We start from the raw sequence: 24,988 nt of genomic DNA on the forward strand, positions 1-24,988 counted from the left end.
TAGTGCACACCCAGTTAGAGGCGCGAGTGTCGACCCCCTTCTGGACTTCCGTTCCCGCGAACTTAACGGTGCCAGGCTCCAATACGCGACCAGAAGTGCCTGGACCCAGGATTATTGTGGAGGTTCCTTCAGCGTCGAGTTCGATTCGCCAATCTCCCTCGTAGTTGACGTCAGCGTCGATTTCCAGTTCTTCAAGTGAGACATGCTCCGGTTGCTCAAGCGAGACAGACTTGGGATCATCGGAGCCTGCGAGTGCGGGTGCTACCCCCCCATTCAGAACTACAATTGCAAGTCCCGTCATCGCGACTTTCAACATTTTTGGCGTTTTAGACAATATCGCTCCTTTGCAATAGTAATTGTGGTAACACACTAATCGTCCGAGGCGCTAGTGTCAACGCTAAAATAGCCGACTGAAGTGCTGTGCTACATGACAGCCACTCGCCCCAAACGGGTCGGACGACTCTGGCGAGTCGGATGCCTCTGCGGGTGCCAGCAACTGAGTGCGCTGAGTTTGTAGTGTCGGGCTAACGCCCCACACAAACTGATTAACGACGATTCCCGCACCTCCCATGAGGAGGTGCGGGAATCGTCGTGTGTGGGTTGGGAAGCGGTATCCAGAACAGGGAGGCTAGTGGGCTACTTGGGCCTACTCGCTCCGCAAGGCTTCGACCGGGTCCTTCCGTGACGCCGCCGACGACGGAATCAACCCGGCCACTACAGTCAATGACACGCTGATGGCGATGAGGATTACTCCGGCTTGCCATGGCAGTTGCGCAACGTTATCAACTCCGAAATGTGAGTTGACTATCGCGTTTGTGGGGATGGTCAGGAGCACTGTGACGACAATGCCAATGACGCCCGCAACAAATCCAACGATGAGGGTTTCAGCGTTAAATACGCGGCGGATATCGCGTTTAGAGGCTCCGATGGCCCGAAGGATTCCGATCTCGCCCTTGCGTTCGAGCACCGAAATATAGGTGATCACGCCGATCATGATGCTCGATACCAAGAGTGAAATAGAAACAAAAGCAATGAGCACATAACTGACCACATTGATGATTGTCGTTACGGACGACATGAGCGCACCCACGATGTCGGTGTAGGTAATGACCTTGTTCTCGTTTCCTTGGCGTTCCATACGTTCGTTGTAGGAGTCGAGGATCGAAATTATCTGTTCCTTGGATTCGAAGTCCTTGGGGTAGATATCGATGGATGAGGGGTGGTCTAGTGATGCGTAGCCAAGTTTGGTCAGGTTGCTGTCAAGGGAGCTCTGTTCTCTCGACATCATCGACATGAGGAGCTCAGTGAGTTCCTCCTCGGACATACTCAGGGAGAACGCATCAATGAACTTGTCTTCGTCGATGTTCATCGCATTCGACATGTTCCCAGCGAGTTGTCCCATGGCGGATTGCAACCCGCTGGCGACCTGACGTTCGAGCGCTGGACCAACCTGCTGCGCAATCTGCCGCCCCAGCGTCGTCATCACTTGGTTCATATAGCCCGTCATCGCCGTCTGCACAGCCCTGCTAATTGATGCGGCTTGCGCTTCGACCTGAGCTGTTACGGCTTGCGTTATCTGCGTGGTTACCTGGTCGATCAACTCTTGCTGCGCGCCGGCGATTCCCTCGGCGGCTTCTTCCTGGAGCGCCTCAAACTCAGTGAGAATCGCGCGTCCCTCCTCGGACTCAAGGAAGAGTTCGAACCCTGTCTGTGGGTTTTCGCAGCGGGTACCATCGGCTGCACAGAATGCGGCGTACCCAGTGGCAAGCTTCCCCGCGAGCGCAGACACGTCTTCTCCGCTTAACCCAAGGTCAACCTTGCTCAGGTCCACGTTTGACAGGATCGATTCGAGGTCGAGATCCAGGTCGTTCAGATCGGGAGTCTCCAGCAGTTTGCCGAGGTCAAGCTGTGGGAGAGCCGCTGGATCAATGCTCAGAGCCGGCATGGAAAGATTTAGCACCGAGGGGTCGATGGTGAGCATTGATTCATCCAAGGTAAATGCATCCTTGATTGCCTCTTCATCGACAGTCATGATCTTGGCCAGATCAAAGTCCTCGCGCCCGGGGTTGGCCTCCTCCTCTGCGAAGCTTCGTCCTGAGAAGACGTTGACAGCAGGGTGTGCCAGTTGGTCTTTCACAATGTCTCGCGTAGCGGCGTCTGCCATGAGACTTCGCACCAGCGCGGAGGTGTAGTACACCCCTGGCTGAAGCGCCGTTGTGTTGGCACCTTCAGCCGGTTTGAGGATGCCGGTCACCCGCAGCGGAGTTCCTTTTTTGACCAGCTTCTCAATGTGCGCAGGATCGCCAGACTTGTCAGTCCAGACCTGGTAGGTTCCGTCATGCTGGTAGTAGTCGGAAGCGTTGATCAGAGTGAACTGCGCCGCAAGGAGGTCATCATACTCAAAACTCAGCGCTTCACCTGACGTGGTGATCTCTTCCTCGTTAAGGAACTGCTTCACCATGTCGTCCAGTTCCGCAGGGTCTCGCAGCCCCATGGTGAAGGCCATGAGGTCACTTATGGCCCCACTTGGGGTGAGTACCACGACAAGCTCATCGCGTGCTTGCGGCCACCTGCCGGCTACAACGTCATACTGATTCTCAATGAGTGAGGTGTCATCGACCAGCTGATTGAACACGCTGGTTCCCATCGGTACCGGCATGAGGTCAGAAAAATCCGAGCTTCCTCCAAACCCGAGTGCAGCGAGTGCGGTATCTGGGTTGACCTGACGAACGCCATTGGCGGTATTCGCAAAGATTTGCGGCGTGACATTGTATGAGTACTGGATGGACTGGGTGTTCTCTGTTATTCCGTCACCACCCGCATCAAAGAACTCCTTGAGTGCAGCCAGGTCATTCGATCCAATGGATTCGAACATGCGAGTCAGATACTGCATTTCCCTCACGGGGCCAGCAGAGTCATCGGAGGCGTTGTTCGCCTCGGTGCCCGCCGCAGCGCCGGCGGTCATCATCGCGGTGAAGTCCATCCCTTGGCTTTGGATCGTCAGCGGGTACAGGGAAAGTGTGTCTTCCTCAATGCCTTTGATGTACTCGTTGACTCCGTTTGCGAGAGCCAAGATTGCCGCAATCCCAATGATTCCGATGCTCCCTGCGAACGCTGTCATGAGCGTTCGACCCTTTTTTGTCATGAGGTTCTTAAATGACAACGAAATGGCCGTTAAGAAGGACATTGAGGTCCTGCGGACCTCTTTATCCTTGGCATCCACCGACGCAAGGGATAGATCAAACGGATCAGTATCGTCGAAAATCTGTCCGTCGCGCAGGGTCACAGTACGAGTCGCGTACTCGTCGGCGAGTTCTGGATTGTGCGTGACCATAATGACCAGTCGATCGTTCGCGATCTCGGTCAGCAGTGCCATGATCTGCACAGACGTTTTCGAGTCAAGGGCACCCGTTGGCTCGTCTGCGAGAAGGATCTCCGGGTCATTGATGAGCGCGCGGGCGATGGCGACGCGCTGCATCTGTCCGCCCGACATCTGGCTCGGCAGCTTGTGGACGTGGTCCCCAAGCCCCACCTGTTCAAGCGCAACTACCGCCCGCTCGCGACGTTCTGTCCGGGACACTCCTGAGAGTGTGAGAGCCAGCTCGACGTTAGCCAAGACAGTCTGGTGCGGGATCAGATTGTAGCTCTGGAAAACAAACCCGATGCGGTTGTTGCGATAGGTGTCCCAGTCCCGGTCGTGGTAGTCAGACGTGGGCACACCGTCAATGACAAGGTCGCCTGAATCGTAGTGGTCGAGGCCTCCCACGATGTTCAGGAGCGTCGTCTTACCGGAGCCGGATGGTCCGAGGATCGCGACGAACTCATTGTCACGGAACGCTATCGAAACATCATCGAGTGCGGTTTGGGTGAAGTCCGCGGTCGTGTACGACTTACGGATGTTAGACAGTTGCAGCATGAGGGCCTTTCAGACTCTCCTGCCAGCCTACTGGAAGAGCGAGTGACGATGGCTGCCAGTTCCGGTTTGTAGAGTTGGGCTTGCGCTCAACACAAACTGATTGACGACGATTCCCGCGCCTTCTTATGGAAGGTGCGGGAATCGTCGGGTGTGGGTCGGGGTAGGCGGTCAAGCGGCTCAGAGTTCTCATGAAACTGAGCCTTTGGGCTGCTGGGGCTGTTTGGCTCTAGGCCGCAAGGGCTACGGATGAGGCCTTTGGCGCTACTCCCCAAGCGGCCTCAACACTCTGGGCGGCGAGTGCTTGCCGTACGAACACCTCGAGCCGGCTCCTTGATTCAGACAATGGGATTCCGGCCTGCATGTGGCGGCGGGAAAGCACTGCCACGGTGTCAGCGACCTCGTTGAGCAAATCGCCAGAGTGGCCCTTGACCCATTGGAACTCAATAGTCTTGGCTTCGAGCCTGGGTTGAAGAGTGCGCAGAAGAGTCTACACGTGTTGGACAGCAGGCCTGGCGTGGCAGCAGTGACCATCCAGCGCCGTCCGCGCCAAGGCGATCGCCTTCCGCGAGTCTGTGCGAATAACCAGCTTGCCACGGTGCTGGCGGAAGCGAGATAGCGCAAAGTAGATCGCATACATTTCCGCGAGCACAACATCCGACGGGCCGCCCGTGGTCATCCTAGACAAGCCATGGCCCTCGAACACACCGTTCTCGGCGATGAACCCGGCTACATCTTTGGCGGCCTCGTCATCCCATTGCGGCTTGCGAGGATCATAGACATTGCTCTTCCAGTCGAGCGCGCCCGTCTCGCGTACCCCGTGTTCTACTGCTTGCTCGATCAAACTCAGCGACAGGTCGCCAGGCTCAATTCCCAAGGCCAGATGAATTGGTGTGAACATGATCCTCCTAATCAGGGACGCGATCGCCACCCGTCGCAGCCGTCACAGACTCTTCGAATCACTGGACTCCCGCTTGAACCAATCAAGCAGCCAATTCGTAGCTCACGCGCGTTTGTATCCATCGTGGTGTGAAAGTTTCATAAATGGAACGAGAAATGTGTGGGGTATTCTCGATCTCTTCGCGGTCAGGAGAGAGCAGGATGTCCACCATCAACTTGATGACCTCACGCGGCGTGAAGTGCTCACCGGCGGTCTCATTGGAAGCTTCCGCAAACTTACGGATGAGCTCCTCGAACACGTGACCCATTGTGGTGTTGTCAACGGCCTGCGGCGAGAGGTTAACCTCCGCGAATCGCTGAACCACCAAGTACAGGAGATCGTTGTTGTCGAGGTCCGCGATGATGTCATCGAACTTGGACTTGTCAAAGATGTCCCGAACAGACTCGGAAAATCCAAGCACATAGTCACGGAGGTTCTCGCGGATGTTGTTCGCATCGTCCAGGAGGTTCTCAAACGACCACCGGGACGTGTTGTTGAACGAATACTGGTGACCGGCACGCTTGCGGAGCATACCGGGAGAAACGTTCAGCCCGTCCTGCTTGGCCTGGTCAATCGCTGCGAGGACTGAGTCCAGTCGGCGCAGAACCGTGAATGGAAGGATGACTCCACCGTACTGGTGGGCCTTGTAGGAACCGCGCAGGATGTCTGCAACGCTCCAGACGAAAGAGGCGTAGTTCGCCGTGAATATCAGTCCTTCGTGAGGGTAGCTGCTGCGAGTAGAATACCTGCCTCACCACCGCGGAAGGTTGAAAATCCGCCGAAGCGCAGACACCCACGATCTGGCCTCACATTTTGAGTTTGAATCATTTATGATTCAAACGCTCGCCACACCGGAATGAATCACTTATGATTCATTGTGTAAGAGCTTCAAGATGACTCACATTTGATTCACTCACGGAGAGCGGTTGGCATGATGAAGCCTTGGTATCGCGCACGAACACCCGAGCTACTCGGCGCGGCAGTTACTGGCGCGCGCGAGGATTCCCACCTCACGCAGACCGAGCTCGCGGAGCACATTGACTCCTCGCGCCCGACACTGAGCCGACTCGAGTCCGGGAAGAACTCCTCCACCATAACTCTCCTCAACGCCCTCGCGGCCTGCGGCTATGAAGTCATTGCGGTCCCACGGGGTTCGAAGATCACCGTCACCCCGCCCGCCTCCGCGCCCACCCGGCCCACTCAGCCAACCCCGCCGCACACCGAGGACCACTGATGCCAGCCAACCTTCTCTACGTGTGGCTGCGCGGCGAGCTGTGTGCTCAACTCGAGCAGCTGAGGACCGGAAAACTGCGGCTGCGATTTGACCCCAACTTTGTTGCCGCCCACGGTTTGGGAACGCCCAGCCTGAGCCTGTCGGTACCGAATACGCTCAAGCGCCTCGAAGGACCGCACCTCGAGCGATTTTTTGACAACCTCCTGCCCGAGAACCCACTGCGCGCGACCCTAGAAAGGCAGTACGGGGTCCGCCCAAACGACACCTTTGGCCTGCTACGCTACATCGGGCTCGACTGCGCCGGCGCAGTCCAATTCACGGAGTCTGCCCAGAGCAATCTTGAGGGCTTCCACCGCGAACTCTCCGCGGCGGAACTCACTCACCTCGTCCTGACCACGCCGACGATCGACACACCGGATGACCTCCCGCTCTCCGCTTCGCTCGGAGGAGTGCAGCCCAAACTGCTCCTGTGGCGCGAAGGTGACCGATGGTTCTGGCCCGCGGCGGGAGCACCCTCGAACGTCATTGCAAAGCCCAATCCGAGCAACACCCCCATCTCCGGCCTGCTCGAGCTGGAACACTGGGCGCTCGACCTTGCTCGCTCGGTCGGGATTCCAGCGGCTCAGACAACGCTGGAGACATTCGGGGACCGCCAAGTCTTGCTCGTCGACAGGTTCGACCGGCTCGATCAGCTCGACGGGCCCGCAACGACTGACAAGCAAGATCGCACTCCAGCCAACCACCCAGCCACTCTGAGGGTTCACCAAGAGGACTTCGCCCAGGCCCTCAGCATCCCGGTTGCGGCCAAGTACGAGCCAGCCAGCACCTCCGAGCACACGCGGTTCCAGGAACTCGTGAGCAAGGCCCTGCCTTTTGCCAATACTGACTTCATCCCCAGCCTGATCCGCCAGATTACGTTCAACGCGGTCGTTGGAAACGGCGACGCCCACTCCAAGAACTACTCACTGACTCTCACCGCCGAGGGCGAGGTCGAGCTCGCTCCGCTGTACGACGTTGCGCCAGTCTTCCTGGCAAACTCGAACTTCCGCGGCTTCGGACACGTGGTGGCCCAGCAGTCTTCCCTGCGACACATCAACGGGCGCCACATTCGCGATGAGGCCGCGAGCTGGGGATACTCCCCCACATCAGCCTCGGAAATCGTGGGAGAAGTGTGCGAGCAACTCGTTAGCACTCTGTCTGGCGACATTTCCGAGCCGGCACACCTTGTCACCGAGTCCGGTGCGGGGTACGCCGACGCCGTGCGAATACGGGCAGAGGCCTTCGCTACGTCACTTGGGTAGCTCGGCTCGCTCGGGTTATTCAGCTCGCTCAGTCAGCTCGGACCTCTTGTGTTGGTCGGATAGCTTGCTTTCTTCCCGGGCCCGGCTGCATGAGCGGGCGACTCCAACCCCACCAACCACCTGCAACACGCCAAAATGGGCCGTGGCCCGGTGCAGATGCACCGGGCCACGGCCCATTCGCTCCCATCGAACGGATTGATAATCATCCGTTCGATGGGTGGGGTTGGGGTTGGGTTGAGTTTGGTCGATGGGGGACTAGAGGATTAGCGACGATTCTTCCGCGCTGCCGCGAACTTGTTCAGTCCCAGCAGGGGTGCTATTGCTAGTTCCGCAGAGCGTGCGTCCTCCTGCAATGCGCGGGCGGCCGCCGCAATCCGTTCGATCTCCACGAGTGCTTCAGCTACTCGGTCAGCAGTCTCACCATTCTCACGCGGAACGGATAGGTCAGCTAGACCGGTCGATACTAGAGCGGCGTCAAGTTCCCGCTGCCCAGGGTTGAACCCGCCGACACCACTGCCCCGCCCACTGGGTCCACCTGGCCCGCCAGCCCACGGCCCACGATCACGCGGTCCGCCGTGGCGTTCCATGCGCTCTAGCCGCCTGCCCAGAATGAACTGGTTCTGGGTTGTGGACAGCGCCGCCGCTATGACGTGAGAGTCCACGTCAATCTGCGATGACTTGATGATCACGATCGGCTGCGGCCGCTTGCGCCCGCGCTCTGGCTCGCCGCCAAGTGGCGAACCGGCCCGCGCACCAGCCGGCGCACCTTCAACTTCGCCACCTACAGCAAATCCGCCCGAAGCACCGCCGAAAACCGCAGCTGCCCCGGCCTCAGCACCCTCAACCCCAGCCCCAGCCCGCGCCCCCTCGCGTCCCTGGCGCCCCTTGGCCCTGCGCTCGAGCATCCGCTCGGTCACGACCTTGAAGCGCACCACCTGACGGCCCGCACCCGGAAGCACCAGGATGTCTCCATCCTCAACTTCTTCATCGGCCGAGTAGGCGTGCACCGGAACCCCCATCTCGCCAAGCGAGGTCGGCTCACTGAACACAAACTCATTCGCGTCTACCTGAGCCAAGTCCTGGGAGATCTCCTTCAGGCGCTCCCCCGCCTCGGCGAGGTCGACCCGTCGGCCAACGCGGCGCAGTCCGCGCGCTAGGCCCATGGTGTTTCGGCTCGCACCGTCGATAAGCTTTGCACGCATCTGAGGCGTGGACTGCCCAAGGAGTTGGCGCGGATCCGCCAGCTTGGTCACGTCGGATTCGGTCCGCACCACGGCCGCGCGCACGGAATCGTGGCCGATATCATCGGCGCTCACTCGCCCCTCGGCAAACTCCGTGGGGTTCTCTCGGAAGCTCAGGACCAGGTCCACAACGGCACTCACGGCGTGACGACTCAGGCCGTTCATTCGCCTGCGCGCCGGCCCGCGGCCAGCACCAGGCCCAAACCCAGCGCCAGCCCCAGCACCAGGCCCAAACCCAGCACCCTCAAATGCTTCGGCACCAAATGCCGATTCCACGTCCACAAACAGCGTGTTGCTGGACCCGTTCAGGAAGTGCCAGCGCGCGCCAACTGGAAGGTCAAACAGCGATCCTCCGCGCAGTACCAGCACCACGCTGCGCCCCTCAAAGGACGGCATGGTGTGGCGCGGCAACGAGATCACTGCCTCAACGTGTCCTCCGGTCAGAAGCGACTCGCGCGCCCCCAACTTCTCCCACGCGGCGAGCGGCAGCACCACGGCTCCGCGCCCTCCGGCTGCGAGCAGTTCGCGGGTCAGCGCGACCCAGTACGCCTCGCTCGTGCGCTCATGATTTTCGACGATTTCCGCCAGTTTTTCGTGCACGTCACGTGGTGTCCGCAGCCCGAAAGGTGCATCGCATACAACGGCCGAGTAGCGCTTGCCGAGGGGTGGGTTGACCATGAGGTCGCGCACCTCGACGCGCGCGTCCGACCCGGCAATAGCCAGTCGCGCGGCGGCGAGCTCCACTGCTTCTTCGGAGTTATCCCAGCCGATCAGATCTCCGCCGACCTTGCGGTCGAGCCGGGAGATGACCTGTCCGGTTCCCGCGCCAAGCACGGCTCGGGATGCGGATGGACCTGTGTCCTGAGCGAGGCCCGCCAGGAGTTTGGCCACGAGTGGCGAGGAGACGTGTTCAGGCGAGCCAAAGCGGTCGTCGCCGATGGATCGGCCGATCACGCGGGCGAGCCGGTCAAGTTTCTCCACCTGGTCAAGTTCAGCCCAGATAAGCTGGGCGGAGCGTGCCACGCCCGAATCATCGAGGTAACGGGCAAGGTCCGTGAATGTACCAGCCAGCGCCTCGTTCTCCGAGCGAACTGCCTCCGCGGCAGCAAGCGCTCCTGAGCGAAGATCTTCAGATTCACCGAGCAGATCGCCGAGTTCGCCTCGACGCTCAAGCGCCTTGAGTGCCGTGAGCTCAATGATGAGCCGGCGGGCATCGTGCGGCTTGAGGCTTGCGCGCAGGATCGACTCCAGCCGGAAGGCATCCTCGAACCGGCGCCCCGGTCCGCGCCCCTCGCCACGGCCACCCGGCCGCCCATGTCCACGACCACCGCGATCTCCGCGACCGTGTGGCCCGTCGTGGCCAGGCCCTTCATGTCCAGGGCCTCGACGGCCCGCTCCACGGCGTTTGCCGCGGCCGTCACCGCGACCCTGCCCGCGCCCACCCCAGCTATCCGCGGAGCCGGACTGCCCCTGGGTGGCGAGGGAATCGTCGTTAATCAGATTGTGGTCCGGGGCGGATCCCACAGGGATCCCCCGGTCCTCGAGCCAGGCTGTCACAGCATCGAGGTCAAAGAGCGGGCGGGCGGGGTTGCCTGCCACGGGCTCAGGGAAACCGACACCGCGGCGGCGCCAGTTGGAAACGGTTGCGCGGTTGATTCCCGCAAGTCGTGCGATGTCGGAGGTGCCGACGTATGCGCGTGGATTGGTAGTCAAGTGACTCTCCTTGGGTAGCGCTTCCCGGCGCGGCTCACGTGGGCGCGGCTCTGGGATTGAATGTGGTGCCGGAAGCGACAGCTGCGGAGCGTAATGCCCTCTGGAGGCAGCGATTGCCTGGTGTGGCGGGTGCGTGCGCTCTGGTTTCGCACGGGATTCTCGGCCTCTGGTTGCCGAGCGCATGTCATTGCGACACCTCAACAATGCACCGCCCCGGGGCAATTGTCAAGTGACAACATGTTGTCACTATTATGACGGGTGCCAGTATCCCCTTTTTGGGCTAACCTGACTGGCCAGAGGCCTCTGAGTTCCGGATCACATCCGATCCGGCCTTGGCGCGCTTCGGTGGAAGCAAATTCCAACCAAAACTGCGGCATAGAGCCGCTGATCACGTGGACTACCTGAGGTGCGAACTTCATACACCCACTGGAATTAGTTTCCATAGGACACTAGTCTTAGTAGGAAAGGTGTCCTCCCTCACGATAGGACCAACCGGACGAGTACGTCACCGCCAACGATGGCGACGGCTCACCACTGAACCACGGCAGAAGGAAAGATCATGGCAGACAAGCCAATTCCACCCATCACCCCCGCCAAGGACATCGAAGTTGATGTTGTCATCGTCGGTGCCGGCACCGGTATGGCTGCGGCTCTCTCCGCTCACGAAGCAGGACTGAGCACCCTCATCATCGAGAAGTCCCAGTACATGGGTGGATCCACCGCACTCTCCGGTGGAGCATTCTGGATCCCTGGCAACAAGGTCCTACGCGACTCCGGCGCCGACTACGACCAGAAGCGCGCACACCTCTACCTCGAAAACGTTGTTGGCGACTCCGCTCCAAAGGAGCGCTGGGAGGCTTTCCTCGAGCACGGACCAGCTGCCGTTGACGTCATGATCCGCAACACCCCACTTGAGTTCATGTGGTGCAAGGACTACTCCGACTACCACTCCGACCTCCCAGGCTCGGCACCTAGCAGCCGCTCGGTTGAGTCCAAGCCTTTCAACGCAGCGATCCTCGGCGCGGAACGTGCACGTCTGCGCCCATCCGCACTCGGCGCACCAATCCCAATGCCAGTCACCGGTGTTGACTACAAGTGGATGAACCTCATGGCCAAGGTGCCACAGAAGGGGTTCGTCAAGGCCGCAGGCCGTGCCGCACAGGGCATCGGTGGCCTCGCACTCAAGAAGGAGTTCACCGCTGGTGGAGAGGCACTCGCAGCAGGTATGTTCGCGGGCGTCATCAAGGCTGGAATCCCTTACTGGACCGAGACCGGACTTGTTGAGATCCTCACCGACGCCAAGGGTGCAGTAACCGGCATCAAGGCCGAGCAGAAGGGCAAGCAGGTCACCATTACCGCTCGTAAGGGTGTCATCCTCTCCGCCGGCGGATTCGACCACAACGCTGAACTGCGGCAGAAGTACCAGTCGGAGACTTTCAAGGGCCAGTGGGCACTCGGCGCCGAGTCCAACACCGGTGACGCGATCACGCTAGGCCAGAAGGTCGGCGCGGACATCACCCTCATGGACCAGGTCTGGTGGTTCCCATCGGTTGCCCCAACCAAGGAAGGCGGCCGCCCCGGCGTCATGCTCGCTGAACGTTCCCTTCCAGGTTCATTCATGGTTGGCAGCAACGGAAAGCGCTTCATCAACGAGTCCATCGACTACATGTCATACGGTCAGACCGTTCTGCAGCGCGAGCTCGACGGCGACCCAATTGGTGACACGTGGATCGTGTTCGACCAGGAGTACAAGAACTCCTACCTCTTCGCCGCAATCTCCTACCCACGCACCCCACTGCCAGAGGCATGGTACGAGGCTGGAATCGCACACAAGGCAGAGAGCCCACAGGAGCTCGCCAACAAGATGGGCGTTCCAGTTGACGCGTTCGTTGAGCAGATGAACACCTTCAACGGCTACGCACGTGCCGGTCGCGATGACGACTTCAACCGTGGCGAGGCAACCTACGACCGCTACTACGGCGACCCAACCGTTACCCCGAACCCGAACCTGCGTCAGCTCTCGGGTACGTTGTACGCGGTCAAGATCGTGTGTGGTGACCTCGGTACCTGTGGTGGCCTGAAGGCCAACGAGAACGCACAGGTTCTCCGCGCAGACGGAACCGTCATCGACGGCCTCTACGCAATCGGTAACTCCGCTGGAAACGCGTTTGGTAACCGTTACCCAGGTGCCGGCGCCACGATTGGACAGGGCATCGTCTACGGCTACATCGCTGCTCAGCATGCCAAGTCGCGCGCTTAAGCGCCGACTAAGAGCGCGTTAACGCGCTGATTATCGACGATAGGGTCGGGTCCCAGCACACGCTGGGGCTCGACCCTTTGTTGTGTTCGCAGGGCTCCACATTCTGAGAAGTGGTCGTGGTGAGGGAATGAACTGCGGGCACTAACAGGTTGAACACTGGGCCCGACCATAACCGCGCCCTTACAGACCGGATGTCCATGTCTTCACTCATGACGAACCGCGACCACCCCAAGCGAAAGTGGCTTGTGCTCACGATCGTTGCAATGACCCAGCTCGTTGTTGTGCTCGACGGAACCATCGTCTCAATCGCACTACCACAGGCGCAGATTCAGCTTGGCATGAGCGACGTCCAACGCCAGTGGGTTGTCACCGCGTACGCGCTGGCGTTCGGTTCCTTGCTGCTACTCGGCGGGCGTATCGCGGACTTCTGGGGACGCAAGCGCACATACATCCTTGGCCTCGTTGGTTTTGGCGCTGCCTCCGCGTACGGCGGCCTGATCCACACAGGTGCGGAGCTGGTCCTCGCCCGAGGACTTCAGGGCATTTTTGCCGCGCTCATGGCGCCGGCTGCGCTGGCCATATTGACCATCACCTTCCCGCACGGCCGTGAGCGCAACACCGCGTTCGCCATCTTCGGCGCGATTGCGGGCATGGGTGCGGCGATCGGTTTGCTCATGGGCGGAGTGCTCACCGAGTACGCCTCGTGGCGCTGGTGCCTGCTGGTCAACGTGCCGATCGTGATCACCGTGGCGATCGCAGCCGCTTACCTGTTGAACGAGTCCAAAGCCCACGGAGACACCAAGCTCGACATCCTAGGTGCCGTACTGGTGACTGCGGGCCTCGGGTCACTCGTGTACGGGTTTACCCTCGCCGAGAGAGGGTGGGACCATGCTTCGGTGTGGGCTTTCCTCGCACTAGCCGTCGCGCTGCTCATCGGGTTCTTTGTGTGGCAGTCACGCTCCCGGCACCCCCTGCTGCCGCTGCGCATCCTCAATCGCACGCGCGGGGGAGCTTTCCTGCTGCAGATGGTTGCGGGGGCAACCATGGTCGGCGCAATGCTATACCTGACGTTCCACATGCAAATCGTTCTCGGCTTCTCGCCTCTTCACACTGGCCTGGCCATGCTGGTTCAGACCGTCGCGATTTCTGCTACTGCCCCGGTGGTGACCAAGCTGCTCCCTCGTTTCGGACCTCGGCCTTTCCTCATTTCCGGCCCACTGATCGCTGCTTCCGCGATGGTGTTCCTCTCTCGAGTCACCGTGGGAGGCTCCTACTGGACCGAAATCATGCCCGCACTCATCGTCAACGGCGTGGGCATGGCGCTCCTGTTCGTCCCGGTGCAAAACCTCGCACTTTTGGGCGTGGACCCGCACGATGCCGGAGCTGCGTCCGCCACGGGCAACGCGTCCAATCAGATCGGGGCATCCGTTGGCCTCGCCGTGTTCACCACGATCTACGCCGAGGTGACTTCCGGCTCCCACAACCCGGCAGACCTTGTTTCGGGGTATCACTCGGTATTCCACAGCTCTGCGGTTGTACTCGCTCTGGGTGCGCTCATCGCGTTCACCATGATTCGTGGTACCAAGTCCCAGCTGATGCCGGGCATGGAACACAAGAGGTAGCCGGGCCGTCGTAGCGAGTGGGCCCGGACGGTGAAGATGCTGGTTCGCAACCAAGATCGTCGTGAATAAGGTGCTGCGGCCTTAGCCGCGGGTCAGTACAAACAGCACCAAGAGAGCCGACAGGCACAGCATCGAGCCCATGACCAAGAGGAGGTGACCGCCTCCGCCCGGGTGCACCTCCCTCTTCTCTTTGAGGTCGCTGCTCATCTTGTCGTAGCGCCGTCGCGTCCAGATGAGGGCGACAATTCCGAGGCCAGTGCCAGCCACCCCGAGGAGGATGGGTGCGGGGCCATCCACTGCGTAAGACACATAGCGGGCCGCCACGACCGAACCCACAACGAGCGCGAGGATCGTGCGCTGCCACGCGAGCGCCGTACGCTCCACGGCGAGTCCGATGTCGTATACAGGGTCACCCGCCGGCCGCATGAGACTCGGCACGCTATACGCCCACAATCAGACCGACCGCGAGTGCTACAACAGCGATGGTCGTCAGGATCGAAATAACAATTGCTAGGCGTGGACCAGGCATTTGGCGTCCCTGACGCATAGCCCGTTCGTTGTGCTTCCAGGCACTCCACGCATAGAGCGGAACCAAGAGTGCAATCAGTAGGAACACGGCGGTCACAATGTAGCGGGCAGTCGGCCACACGGGAACGCTGAGAGCCTCAAGGGCGAGCCCCGCCGCAATAAACGCGAGGGACGTGCGAATCCAGGAGAGGAAGGTCCGCTCGTTCGCCAAGGAAAACCGCGGGTCGGGCTCTTCGCCTACGCCGTACACGGACTCTGGAAACCTACGCTTCGTCATGGTCAACAGGTTACTTGGGGATCAGCCTGTGCACGCGGCGCGGTGTAGGCAAGTCGTATTCCGGAGCACCTGGCCGCACTTCGAGGCTTCCCTCCCCCTCCTCCTCCTCCAAGGTCATTGAGAAAAATGGGAGCAGACGTGCATTCCCGTTCGTTAGTCAAAGTGCCGGCACTTCGCGAGGTGCCCGGTAAGGTCGTAACAGACCCCGCCCCAAGAGTTAGTTGTCCTGACGAACGTGCACTTCACCGCACGCCGCGGGGGCACCTACACGCTGATACACCGAAACGAAGTGAGTTGTTGTGAGCACTAAGCCCAGTCACCTGAACGCGCAGGACCTCGTTGCGGGATACACCTCCCGCCCGGACATCCGCGGAGTGAGCCTCGAGGTGTACAAGGGCGCTCCGGCGCAGGGTATTACTGGAGCCTCTGGTGTGGGCAAGACGACCCTGGCAAACGCCCTTGTGGGTGCGCTCAAGCCTGTGGGCGGTCGACTCACGTTCAACGGCAAGGCTGTTTCCCGTCTCCGACTCGGCGAGAAGAAACGCTACGAGGCAACGGTGCGCAAGGTCGCGCAGAATGGATTCTTTGGGTATGACACCGCCCTGACTGTGCGGCGCGTGGTCGAGGATGAGTTGCGCGCTGCCCGCAAGACCGGACGCGGCTCGGGCAGGTCAATCGAGGAGGTCCTCGAGCTAATGTTCCTCGAGGAACGCTTCATCGACCGCAAGCTCCACACCATGTCAGGCGGGGAGCGCCAGCGCCTCTCTATCGCGCTCGCACTGACCACCGCCCCGGACGTCCTCGTGCTCGACGAGCCCACGACCGCGCTCGACGCAACCCTCAAGGACAAGGTATCGGCCCGCCTGCGCGACATTGTTGCAGAGCGCGAGATCGGGCTCGTGGTCTTCTCCCACGACCTCAACCTACTCTCCCGACTGACCCCCACTGTCCACGTGCTGTCGAACGGGGTGTTTGTAGAGTCCGGGTCTCCCCGCGATCTGCTGACGGATCCCCAGCACCAGGCCACCAGAGACATCGCCGAAGCATACCCGGAGGCCGTGCGCGCTCTGCGCTGCGTGGAGTAGAACCTCCGCCCTCTGGTCGGGCACCAGCCCCCGACCGGGCACCACAGACCCCAACTGCGCACCAGCCCGCTGGGGCGGCCTAGCCGCCCTTACCGACAAACGACGATTCCCTCGCCTTCCGCTAAAAGGCGAGGGAATCGTCGTTAATCAGTTGGTTAGTAGCCGCACACCGCTACTTACCCTTTGGGTTTGCCTTGACCTTGGCATCCACCGTGAGGACGTCGCCGCCCTTAGTTGGGGTCAGGCTGACCTTCACCTTGAAGTGGCCTGCCGATGGCAGGGGCTTGTCAAGGAAAACGGTCACCGGTTCGCCCGCAACCGCAGTGAACTGCGCAGTTGCAGAGTAGTTGCCCTGCTTCACGGTCACGGTTCCCGTTCCCGAGACCGTGGAGTGCGCCACGAGCGAAGGCTTCTTGGAGTGCTCGAAGTCGGTGGTCAGGAGCGTCAGCTCGCCAACCTCCGGCTCAACCACAGGAGCCTTCGTGACAGTGACGGAACCGGCTGCACCGATGGTGCCGGAAGCCGCGTCCTGCAGCGCAAGGAACTCGAACGCACCGAGAGGCGCATCCTGTGCCACCGCGATAGCCAGGATGCCAGCACCCTGTTCATCCATGGTCACGGTTCCCAGGTCAGCGCCGTCGTTACCGACGATACGTACCGGCGCCGATGGCGCGAAGCCTGCAAGGGCTATGTCGAACGCTGTACCCTGCTCAACCTCTGAGGTCGATGGGGTTACGCTCACGCGATCCGAGACGCCGTCAACACAGTCAACCTTGGCGTTGACCCAGTCGGCCCAGTCGTTTCCGTTCGAGCCGTCAGCGTTATCCACGATCAGGACCAAGCGCTCAACGCCGGTGACGTCAGCGGTCAGCGCAACAGGATCCATGGTTGGCTTCATCGTTGCAGTTGGAGCGGCAAGAACCTTGCCGTTGCCGTCCTCAACCTTGAACACCACTGTTCCGGCTTTCTGCTTGCCATCCACACCCACAAGTGCGGAGAAAGCGGTGCACTGGCCGTACAGGTCGAACTCAACGCGCGAGTTGGCGTGCGTGCCCAGACCCTTCTCGTACTCGACGCCCTTGAGGCTGAGCTTTGGCCCGTCGTTCTGGCCCTGCTCGCCGTTGGCCTGATCGCGCTCAACAGGGCCCCAACCGTTGATCGGGGTCTTGGCAAACGGCAGGTCAGACAGGTAGTTCTCTCCCCCACCGATGGTGGATAGGATCTTGACCTGCTTGGTCGAGGTGACCGCGAAGATCGCGTTCGAGCCGAGTTTCTTGTAAGTCGACTCCAAGGTCAGTTCGCCCGCGGTGTCGCCCTTCTTAGGCAGAACCAGCCAGGTTGCCGTGGCGGTTCCGCCGGCTGGGACCTCGGACTCGCCAGCGTCCTGGCGCAGAATTGTCCAGCCTTCAGGGGCCTTGAGGGTCTGGGTCAGTGCGGTGACATCTTCCTTTTCCTGAACGGTGACCGCGGTTGTGTAGGTTGCGGTGTGACCGTCACGGATGTCGGATGGTCCCGTGATCTTCGCGGAGGCACATGCCGGCTGTTCGGCGGACTCGCCGAGGTCCTTGACCGTGATGTTGTCAATGACGAGGTCGGTCTGTGGACCAGCCTTCATCTTGTCGAACGCCACGAAGTACGTTCCGCAGGTGCCCGCCTTGATGGTTTGTGTCATGCGTTCGGTGTCGCGGACCTGACCAAGTGGGATGCGCTTGACCTCGGTCGAGGCAGCCTTGGTTCCGTTGACTGAGTCGTAGCCGATGACCATGTCATAGGCGCCGGCATAGCCGTTCTGGTAGTCGAACGAGAACTCGTAGTCGTGTCCGGCCTCAAGCGAGAGGGTTCCCGAGGTGGTGCGCAGGATGCGGCCCTCGTTCTCCTCGTGTGCCATCAGAGACCAGGTGCCGTCCAGGACGTTGTCCAGGATCTTTCCGCCCTGAACAACCTTGCCGGCCTGGTCCTTTCCGTACCAGCCCTTCTGCGAGTACGGTGCGTTGATCTCAGCGAGCTGGGTTCGTGCGTCGCCGCCCTGGTTGGTGGCACCCGTGACGAACGGCCAGTAGCCGGTGTCAGCGTTTTCGAAGTCCTCGTGCAGGATCACGTTGTCGTCTTCGGAGGCGCCGGCCTCGGCTGGGACAAAGTCGGTCAGGCGCAGGTCGTCCACCGAAACGATGGCGTCGCCTTCGCCGGCGCCAACCGTGAAGGTCACTTCGCCGCCCGTGGTCTCAAAGACCACTCGTGCACGCTGGAAGTAGGTTCCCACCTTTTCGTCGGACGCGGTCGCGTTGATCGCCGTGGTGGTCGAGAACGTCGTGGTTGGTGTACCGTTAACGCTCTTCTGGTGCGAAACGGCCTTGACGCCGTCGCCCGTGATGCTCAGAGCGACGTCGCGCTCCTTGCCCTGCTGGATCTCAACCCATGCGGAGGCGTTGTACTTGCCTGCAGGCAGCTTTCCGCCGGCCAGCTTCTGCGAGAGCGATCCTTCACCGGCGTTGATCTGCGCTTGGTAGTTTCCACGCTTGGAACGCTCAACAGTGACGTCGCCGGTGGTCTGGTAGGCATCTAGGTTGGTTGAGAAGAAGCCTGGGTCAACGATTCCGCTTGCTTGGCCCCAGTCGGGTGCCTGTGCAGCAGGAACCTTCGACGTTGGGTAGAGAACGTATGCAACGCCAGCCTCTGCGTCGAGCGCGACGGAACCGTTGGTGACGGCGAGGTCAGAAACCTTTTCGCGTCCGGTGTCGGTCAGCTTGAACAGCGTGACGGAGTCCTGGTTTGCCCACGAGTCCGTGAGGTCCCACGTGGTCTCGCCCCCGGCTGGGTTGTAGTGGTAGAGCTTGGAGTCGCCGTCGGCCCATGGCAGCAGGTACTTGCCCTGGCTGTACACGGTCGCGCCGTCGTAGGTGATCTCACGGTTGGTCGGGATGGACCATCCGTCAATCGAGGTCACTGGGGAGGTTGCAACGGTTCCGTTGTTGAACGTTATTTCACCGGTCTTCCAGGTCCGGATGTCGGACTGCTGGAGGAACTTGTTCGGCAGGTTGCGCTCCCAGATGTTCTTGATGAACGCGTTGTAGTTGTTGTGTCCGGTCCAGCCTTCGAACTCAACCGTGGATGAGTGTCCGAGGATCGGGTCTGGGTTGAACAGGTCTCGGCGCGAGTTGTCCACGAAGCGGAAGATCTGCGAGTTGATGCCCTTGTTGGTCTGTCCGCCGTAGTTCTCGTCGTTGGCCCAGTGCGACCAGATGTTCTGGTCTGGGATCTTGTCGGCCCACTCGGAAGCGATCACCCAGCCTTGCTTCTCCAGCTCGGAGCCGATGCGCTTGGCCTGCCAGCCGTCCGGGGAGTAGACGTCGATGTAGAGCCACGACAGGTTCTCTGGAACCTCGTCACGGAACTCCTGGAAGCGCTCGATGACGCGGTTGGTTGCTAGGTCCTTCTGGGTGTCGATGTAGTAGGACTGGTTCATCCAACCCCACGCTGCCGATGGCGGCATGGTGATGAGTTCCTCGGAGAAGTTGTAGGACTCTGAGTAGCTCTCGGTGGTGTTGACGTGGACGCCGAATGTCGCGTTCCAGTCTTCTCCCTCGTTGACTAGGGTCTTGAGGTCTTTAAGGCCTCCGGCACGGGTGTTGTAGTGTCCCGCGTAATCGGGGTGTGCCGAGTCGTGGCCTTCAGCTTCGTAGCCCTTGAGCATCACCTGCTGGCCAAGTCCGTCGGTGGCCAGAGCGACACGCTTGGTGTCGTCTAGCGTGCGCAGGAATGGGTGGGTGGCCTGGGAAACGATGTTGAATGGGATGCGCGTGATGACAGTGTCCTTCACGTCTTCCATGCCCGGTGCTTCGTGGCGCAGGTCCCTAAGTGCTGTTGCGCCGTCCTGCCAGTCCAGGGTGTTGTCGGAGTTGGCGTCCAGGGTCGGCTTTATCTCGATCCATGGGTTCTCGTCATGTCCGATGGACGGCGTGTACTTGGCTGCAGCGCCGCTGAGCCAGGTGAACGTGCCGGGGCTGACCGTGACGGTCTTGTCCGCTCCGCTGCCTGCTACCGTGCGAACCCACTTGGCGTTGACGCCGTTTGCTGGCTGCGCGTTCTTGCTGGTGTGGTCGGCAATCGCGTTGTTTTCCATACCGAAGGACAGGTCGCCGGTGGTTGGCACGACCAGCCAAGCGTAGCGGTTTCCGGCCTTTGCGTCTGCAACTGACTCGAAGAGGTCGCCAGTCTTGGTGCGGTCCACGGACATGGTCGTCGATGCAACGTTAGCGCCCTTGGTCACCGCGTCCAGGGTTACCAGGTTCATTCCGGGGACCGAGATCTGGCCTACGTTTCCGGCTGGGTCCTTGAGGTCGGAGAGCTCGATGCGCAGCACGCCGTCGGTAACGCTCGCGGTAGCTTTGAGCGTTACGTCAAGGTCAGCGATGCCCAGGTCCCAGCTGGCGCTGGTCCCCTCGCTATTCACTCTGATTTTTGACGATGTGGCTGGAAATGCCTTGCCGTTGACGCTGATCGAGTTGATTGCCCCGCCAGTGTTTCCGTGTGCGCTCTTTCCACCGAGTTCGTAGCCCACAACCTGTGGGAAGTCGGTGTGGAGTGCGACCGCGAGATCGCCGTCCGTGATGGTTTCGGTGGGCTGCGGTTCAACCGGCTCTGGTGGGTCGGTTGGGTCCATGGGACCGGCGTCTCCGGAGGCTGTGTAGGCCTGGAACTCGGCGAGCGAGCCCACGGTCTCAACCGGGGAGATTTCCTTGTCTCCGGCCTTTCCGCCCCAGGTCGAGAGGTAGACGACCTTGGCGCAGGTGGCGTCGGTCGGCTGGTCTAGGACGATGTCCCGCCCAAGCGCGTAGTCCGCAACGTTACCAGGGAAGTTTCCGCTGACTGCCTTAGTGAACGAGTCCGCGGTGCAGTCCTTGTCGGCCGAGGTCCACAGTTCGTACTCGTTTACGCGGCCCGATCCGTTTGACGACTGACGCGGGGTGAGCGTTACCTTGCCGAGCGCCACCGGCTCGTCGGAGAGTTTGACCGTGAGGTGGTGAGGTGGTTTCACCATGGTGCCAGCCCACTGGGTGTGCCAGTAGGTCGCCTTGTCTCCATCAAGCACTAGGCTTGCGGCGCCGTTCACGCCCTCGCCTATCTTTTCCTCGGAGTTGACGTCGACGACCGACATCGTGCTTTGGCTGATCTCTGTGTATTCGGGCGCTGCAGTGGCAGGTGCAGCAAGCCCCCCTGCAGTGAGGAGCAGGGAAAGCGACGCCCCTGTTAAGGGGATGGCCTTCGACGTGCGCTCGGTTTTCCCGCGCGTTCGGTTCTGAGGTGACATCGTTGTCCTTCGTTTGTACTCGGAGCGCGGTCGCGCACCTTGCTTGCAGAATAGTGATTCAAATAGACGATTTTCAATCATCATTTTTCAATTTCAGCCAGCACCAACCGGACGCTTCGCGAATCGCTCAGCCGCTCGAGCAATCGGACATTTGCCCTGAAATGCGCTTGACCGGCTGCATCCCTGGTGCCACATCTCACCGAATCACCCGCATCCGCATCCGCCAGACCGACAACTGAAGCACTCATAAGCAACCCACTCATGCAATTGACCGCACAGCCAACGTCTCACTATCTCAACATATGGACATCTCGGTTTTTCACAGCCCTCACATCTGCAATACTCTAGAAAACCTTACGGCCTAAGGTTTTGCTTCATAAGTAAACATTCCGCCGAGCCGCCAGCACCAGTTGGCTGCCAGTGACAAAGGAGTCCACGTGGACACGACGCTCCCTCAAGAGGGCACCGAGCTCCTCAGCGAAACTCGCGAACGCGAGCCCAAGAGCTATATCCCTACATACTCGCTCGCCTACTTCGGCGTGATGATCGCGCTCATGACTCCGGTCATGGTCACAATGGCGCTCAAGATCAAGCGCATCGTGCCCGCGGGAAGCGAAGACGGAGCGCTCGGACTAGTCCTCGGCGTCGGCGCACTCTTCGCGCTTTTCGCCAACCCGCTCGTTGGCCGCCTTTCTGACCGCACCACCGCTCGTTGGGGCATGCGCGCCCCATGGATCGTTGGCGGAGTCCTCGGCGGGTTCCTCGCACTTGCTTCCATCGGCATCGCCCAGAACGTCGCCACCGTACTCATCGGCTGGTGCATCGCCCAGGCGAGCTTCAACGGTGCTCTCGCAGCCGTCGCAGCGACCCTGCCTGACCAGGTTCCCGTGCGCCGCCGCGGTGTAGTCTCCGGAATCGTTGGTCTTGCGACCCCTCTCGCAATCCTCGCCGGCTCGATCATGGCCGACCAGCTCACCACCGACATGACTCGCTTCCTGGTGCCTGGTCTCTTCGCTCTGGTGCTCGGAACCTTCTTTGCGCTCACCCTCAAGGACCGCAAGCTCACCACACCTCCCACCGTCAAGCTCTCCGTGGGGCAGTTCTTTGGCTCGTTCGTGTTCAATCCCCGCAAGCACCCTGACTTCGGTTGGGTCTGGCTGACCAAGTTCCTCGTCATGTTCGGATACGCAGGCATCGCCACCTACCTTCCGTACTACCTCATGGACAACTTCTCTATGTCGGAGAAGGACGTGACCGGCTTCATCGTGCTCTACAACGTGGTGGGTATGGCCGCGATGGTTATCTCCAGCCCACTCGGCGGAATTCTGTCCGACAAGATTGGCAAGCGCCGCCCATTCGTGTCTGCCGCTGGCGTCATCATGGCAATTGGCCTGTTCCTCATCGTGATCGCCCCAAGCACCACCGTTCTGATCATCGCGGGCGGTATCATCGGCTTCGGAGCCGGCTCGTTCATGTCGGTTGACCAGGCACTCGCCTCCGAGACCCTGCCTAACAAGGACGACATGGCCAAGGACCTCGGTGTCCTCAACATCGCCAACGCGCTGCCTCAGTCGATCGCCCCAGCAATCGCGCCAGCGATCATCGCGGCGGGAAGCGCAACCGCGCTCGGCGGGTACCAGACCTGGTACCTGTTCGGTACGCTCGTAGCCCTCGCAGGTGGAATCCTCGTGTACCGAATCAAGGGAGTGAAGTAGCCATGTCAGAGCTCTACAAGGACTCCACCGCATCAACCCCTGAGCGCGTTGAGGACTTGCTGTCCCGGATGACCATCGAGGAGAAGGTCGGCCAGCTCTTCCAGCAGATGATTGCACCTGGACCAGGTGGAACCGTCTCCGAGGGCGACCCTGTGTTCGGGCTACCTCCAACCCGAGGCCTCATCGAGGACAAGCAGATCTCGCACTTCAACGTGCTCGGCGCCCCCGACACGACGCGTGAGTTTGCGCAGTGGATCAACTCGCTGCAGGAGATCGCCGAGAACACCCGCCTGGGCATTCCAGTCTCGATCTCGAGCGACCCTCGCCACGCGTTCACCGACAACCCGGCCGCGGCTCTCATGACCCGCACCTTCTCGCAGTGGCCGGAGACCCTCGGTCTCGCCGCCATCGGCGACGAGGACATCACCGAGGAGTTCGGCGACATCGCACGCCGCGAGTACATCGCCGTGGGTATCCGCACCGCCCTGCACCCCCAGATCGACCTCGCAACAGAGGCCCGCTGGGCACGCGGCAACGGAACGTTCGGTGAAGATGCCACTCTGACCGCACGCATGGGCTGCGCCTACGTGCGAGGGTTCCAGGGCACCGGCAAGTTTGGTGAGGGCTTCGGAACCACCTCCGTGTCTGCCATGGCCAAGCACTTCCCAGGCGGCGGCCCACAGCTCGATGGAGAAGACCCCCACTTCGAGTACGGCCGCGAACAGGTCTACCCCGGTGGCATGTTCGACCTCCACCTCGAGCCTTTCAAGGCGATCATCGCCGAAGGCACCCGCCAGATGATGCCGTACTACGGAATGCCCATCGGCACCGAATGGGAAGAGGTCGGATTCGGCTTCAACAAAGGAATCCTGACAGACCTCTTGCGCAACAGGCTGGGCTTCGAGGGCATCATCTGCACCGACTGGGGCCTGATTTCGGACGTAGAGATCATGGGCCAGCCGTTCCCTGCGCGCGCATGGGGCGTCGAGCACCTGTCGGAGAAGGAGCGCGCCCTCAAGATCATCGAGGCCGGCGCAGACCAGTTCGGTGGCGAAACGCGCACCGACCTGATCCTGGAGCTCGTGGCGGAGGGCGCGCTCACGGAGGATCGCATAGACGCGTCCGTGCGCCGCCTGCTCACCGAGAAGTTCGAGCTCGGCCTGTTCGACGACAAGCGTTACGTTGACCTCGACGAGGCCGAGCGCATCGTGGGCAGCGAGGAATTCCGCGCCAAGGGTCTCGCGGCCCAGCGCGCCTCAATTACCGTGCTCAAGAACAGTGAGGGCGCAGCCCACCTGCCTCTCGCCGGAGACCAGCAGGTCAAGCTGTTCGTTGAGGGTGGCAATGCAGAGGCCTACGCCGCGTACGCCACGATTGTGGACTCCGCCGAGGACGCAGACGTGGTTCTCGTTCGCGCCAAGACCCCGTTCGAGGAGCGCGGTCCGGGCTTTGAGGCGTTCTTCCACGCGGGATCGCTCGAGTTCACGGACGAGGAGCGCGAGCGCATCCTTGCCCTGTGCGTGGCCAAGCCAGTCATCATGGACATCTACCTCGAGCGTCCGGCCATCATCACTCCGTTCGCGGAGGGCACTGAGGAGGCGCCTGGCGCGTCTGCCATCGTGGCCAACTATGGTGCCAGCGACGAGGCCCTGGCCGACGTCCTGTTCGGCGCTTCCGCGCCGAAGGGCCGCCTGCCCTTCGACCTGCCGCGCTCCATAGCGGCGGTCGTGGAGGCTAACTCCGACACCCCATTTGACACCAAGGACCCCGTCTACCGTTTTGGTCACGGACTGTCCCTCTGATCCGTCACGCACAGGACCGGTGACCCGGCCCAACTGATGAACGACGATT

The 24,988-nt window shown here is 60.9% G+C and carries 15 protein-coding genes; 7 read left to right on the plus strand and 8 right to left on the minus strand.

Going from position 1 to position 24,988, the window contains the following annotated elements; genetic code table 11:
* Nucleotides 1-646: 646 nt before the first annotated feature.
* The 4 genes from HGSM_RS01460 to HGSM_RS01475 all read right to left on the minus strand — a co-directional run bounded on the left by HGSM_RS01460 (nucleotide 647) and on the right by HGSM_RS01475 (nucleotide 5,565).
* Nucleotides 647-3,916: an ABC transporter ATP-binding protein/permease gene (locus HGSM_RS01460; RefSeq protein ID WP_019146962.1), complete on the minus strand. Its 3,270-nt coding sequence runs from the start codon at nucleotides 3,914-3,916 to the stop codon at nucleotides 647-649.
* Between the two features lie 226 nt (nucleotides 3,917-4,142).
* Entirely contained in the window at nucleotides 4,143-4,325 is a 183-nt protein-coding gene (locus HGSM_RS01465; RefSeq protein WP_019146963.1) for a hypothetical protein, read from the minus strand.
* 78 nt (nucleotides 4,326-4,403) lie between these two features.
* Nucleotides 4,404-4,814, minus strand: a complete 411-nt coding sequence (locus HGSM_RS01470) for a hypothetical protein (protein WP_040594222.1) — start codon at nucleotides 4,812-4,814, stop codon at nucleotides 4,404-4,406.
* 82 nt (nucleotides 4,815-4,896) lie between these two features.
* On the minus strand, nucleotides 4,897-5,565 hold the full coding sequence (locus HGSM_RS01475; RefSeq protein ID WP_081581253.1) for a type I restriction-modification system subunit M N-terminal domain-containing protein: 669 nt from the start codon (nucleotides 5,563-5,565) through the stop codon (nucleotides 4,897-4,899).
* A gap of 219 nt (nucleotides 5,566-5,784) precedes the next feature.
* Between HGSM_RS01475 and HGSM_RS01480 the strand changes: the two genes are divergently transcribed.
* Both HGSM_RS01480 and HGSM_RS01485 read left to right on the plus strand, forming a co-directional pair.
* Nucleotides 5,785-6,087 carry a helix-turn-helix domain-containing protein gene (locus tag HGSM_RS01480; RefSeq protein WP_019146965.1) on the plus strand — a complete coding sequence of 101 codons (303 nt, stop codon included), beginning with the start codon at nucleotides 5,785-5,787 and terminating at the stop codon, nucleotides 6,085-6,087.
* Entirely contained in the window at nucleotides 6,087-7,388 is a 1,302-nt protein-coding gene (locus HGSM_RS01485; RefSeq protein WP_019146966.1) for a type II toxin-antitoxin system HipA family toxin, read from the plus strand. The genes HGSM_RS01480 and HGSM_RS01485 overlap by 1 nt, the downstream gene beginning before the upstream one ends.
* A 263-nt stretch (nucleotides 7,389-7,651) precedes the next feature.
* Here the strand turns inward: HGSM_RS01485 and HGSM_RS14905 are convergent, their stop codons facing one another.
* Entirely contained in the window at nucleotides 7,652-10,342 is a 2,691-nt protein-coding gene (locus tag HGSM_RS14905; RefSeq protein ID WP_019146967.1) for a methyltransferase domain-containing protein, read from the minus strand.
* Nucleotides 10,343-10,901: 559 nt separating this feature from the next.
* Here HGSM_RS14905 and HGSM_RS01495 point away from each other — a divergent pair.
* Nucleotides 10,902-12,602 (plus strand): 3-ketosteroid-delta-1-dehydrogenase, encoded by a 1,701-nt coding sequence (locus tag HGSM_RS01495; RefSeq protein WP_019146968.1) that lies wholly within the window; start codon nucleotides 10,902-10,904, stop codon nucleotides 12,600-12,602.
* Nucleotides 12,603-12,799: 197 nt separating this feature from the next.
* Nucleotides 12,800-14,224: an MFS transporter gene (locus HGSM_RS01500; RefSeq protein ID WP_019146969.1), complete on the plus strand. Its 1,425-nt coding sequence runs from the start codon at nucleotides 12,800-12,802 to the stop codon at nucleotides 14,222-14,224.
* A gap of 81 nt (nucleotides 14,225-14,305) precedes the next feature.
* Here the strand turns inward: HGSM_RS01500 and HGSM_RS13490 are convergent, their stop codons facing one another.
* Both HGSM_RS13490 and HGSM_RS01510 read right to left on the minus strand, forming a co-directional pair.
* A complete protein-coding gene (locus HGSM_RS13490) occupies nucleotides 14,306-14,662 on the minus strand; it encodes a DUF202 domain-containing protein (protein ID WP_051009547.1) in 357 nt (118 codons plus the stop codon).
* Nucleotide 14,663: 1 nt separating this feature from the next.
* Nucleotides 14,664-15,029 carry a YidH family protein gene (locus tag HGSM_RS01510; RefSeq protein WP_019146971.1) on the minus strand — a complete coding sequence of 122 codons (366 nt, stop codon included), beginning with the start codon at nucleotides 15,027-15,029 and terminating at the stop codon, nucleotides 14,664-14,666.
* A gap of 299 nt (nucleotides 15,030-15,328) precedes the next feature.
* Here HGSM_RS01510 and HGSM_RS01515 point away from each other — a divergent pair, with 299 nt between their 5' ends.
* Entirely contained in the window at nucleotides 15,329-16,114 is a 786-nt protein-coding gene (locus tag HGSM_RS01515; protein ID WP_019146972.1) for an ABC transporter ATP-binding protein, read from the plus strand.
* 172 nt (nucleotides 16,115-16,286) lie between these two features.
* Here the strand turns inward: HGSM_RS01515 and HGSM_RS01520 are convergent, their stop codons facing one another.
* Nucleotides 16,287-21,269: an endo-alpha-N-acetylgalactosaminidase family protein gene (locus HGSM_RS01520; RefSeq protein ID WP_230197461.1), complete on the minus strand. Its 4,983-nt coding sequence runs from the start codon at nucleotides 21,267-21,269 to the stop codon at nucleotides 16,287-16,289.
* Between the two features lie 590 nt (nucleotides 21,270-21,859).
* Between HGSM_RS01520 and HGSM_RS01525 the strand changes: the two genes are divergently transcribed.
* The gene (locus HGSM_RS01525) at nucleotides 21,860-23,137 is read left to right on the plus strand and encodes an MFS transporter (RefSeq protein WP_019146974.1); all 1,278 of its coding nucleotides are present in this window, start codon (nucleotides 21,860-21,862) and stop codon (nucleotides 23,135-23,137) included.
* 2 nt (nucleotides 23,138-23,139) lie between these two features.
* Nucleotides 23,140-24,939, plus strand: coding sequence for a glycoside hydrolase family 3 protein (locus tag HGSM_RS01530; RefSeq protein ID WP_019146975.1), 1,800 nt, complete (start codon nucleotides 23,140-23,142; stop codon nucleotides 24,937-24,939).
* The last annotated feature ends 49 nt before the right edge of the window (nucleotides 24,940-24,988 follow it).

It is taken from the genome of Timonella senegalensis JC301 (assembly GCF_000312125.1).
Taxonomy (GTDB): Bacteria; Actinomycetota; Actinomycetes; order Actinomycetales; family Cellulomonadaceae; genus Timonella; species Timonella senegalensis.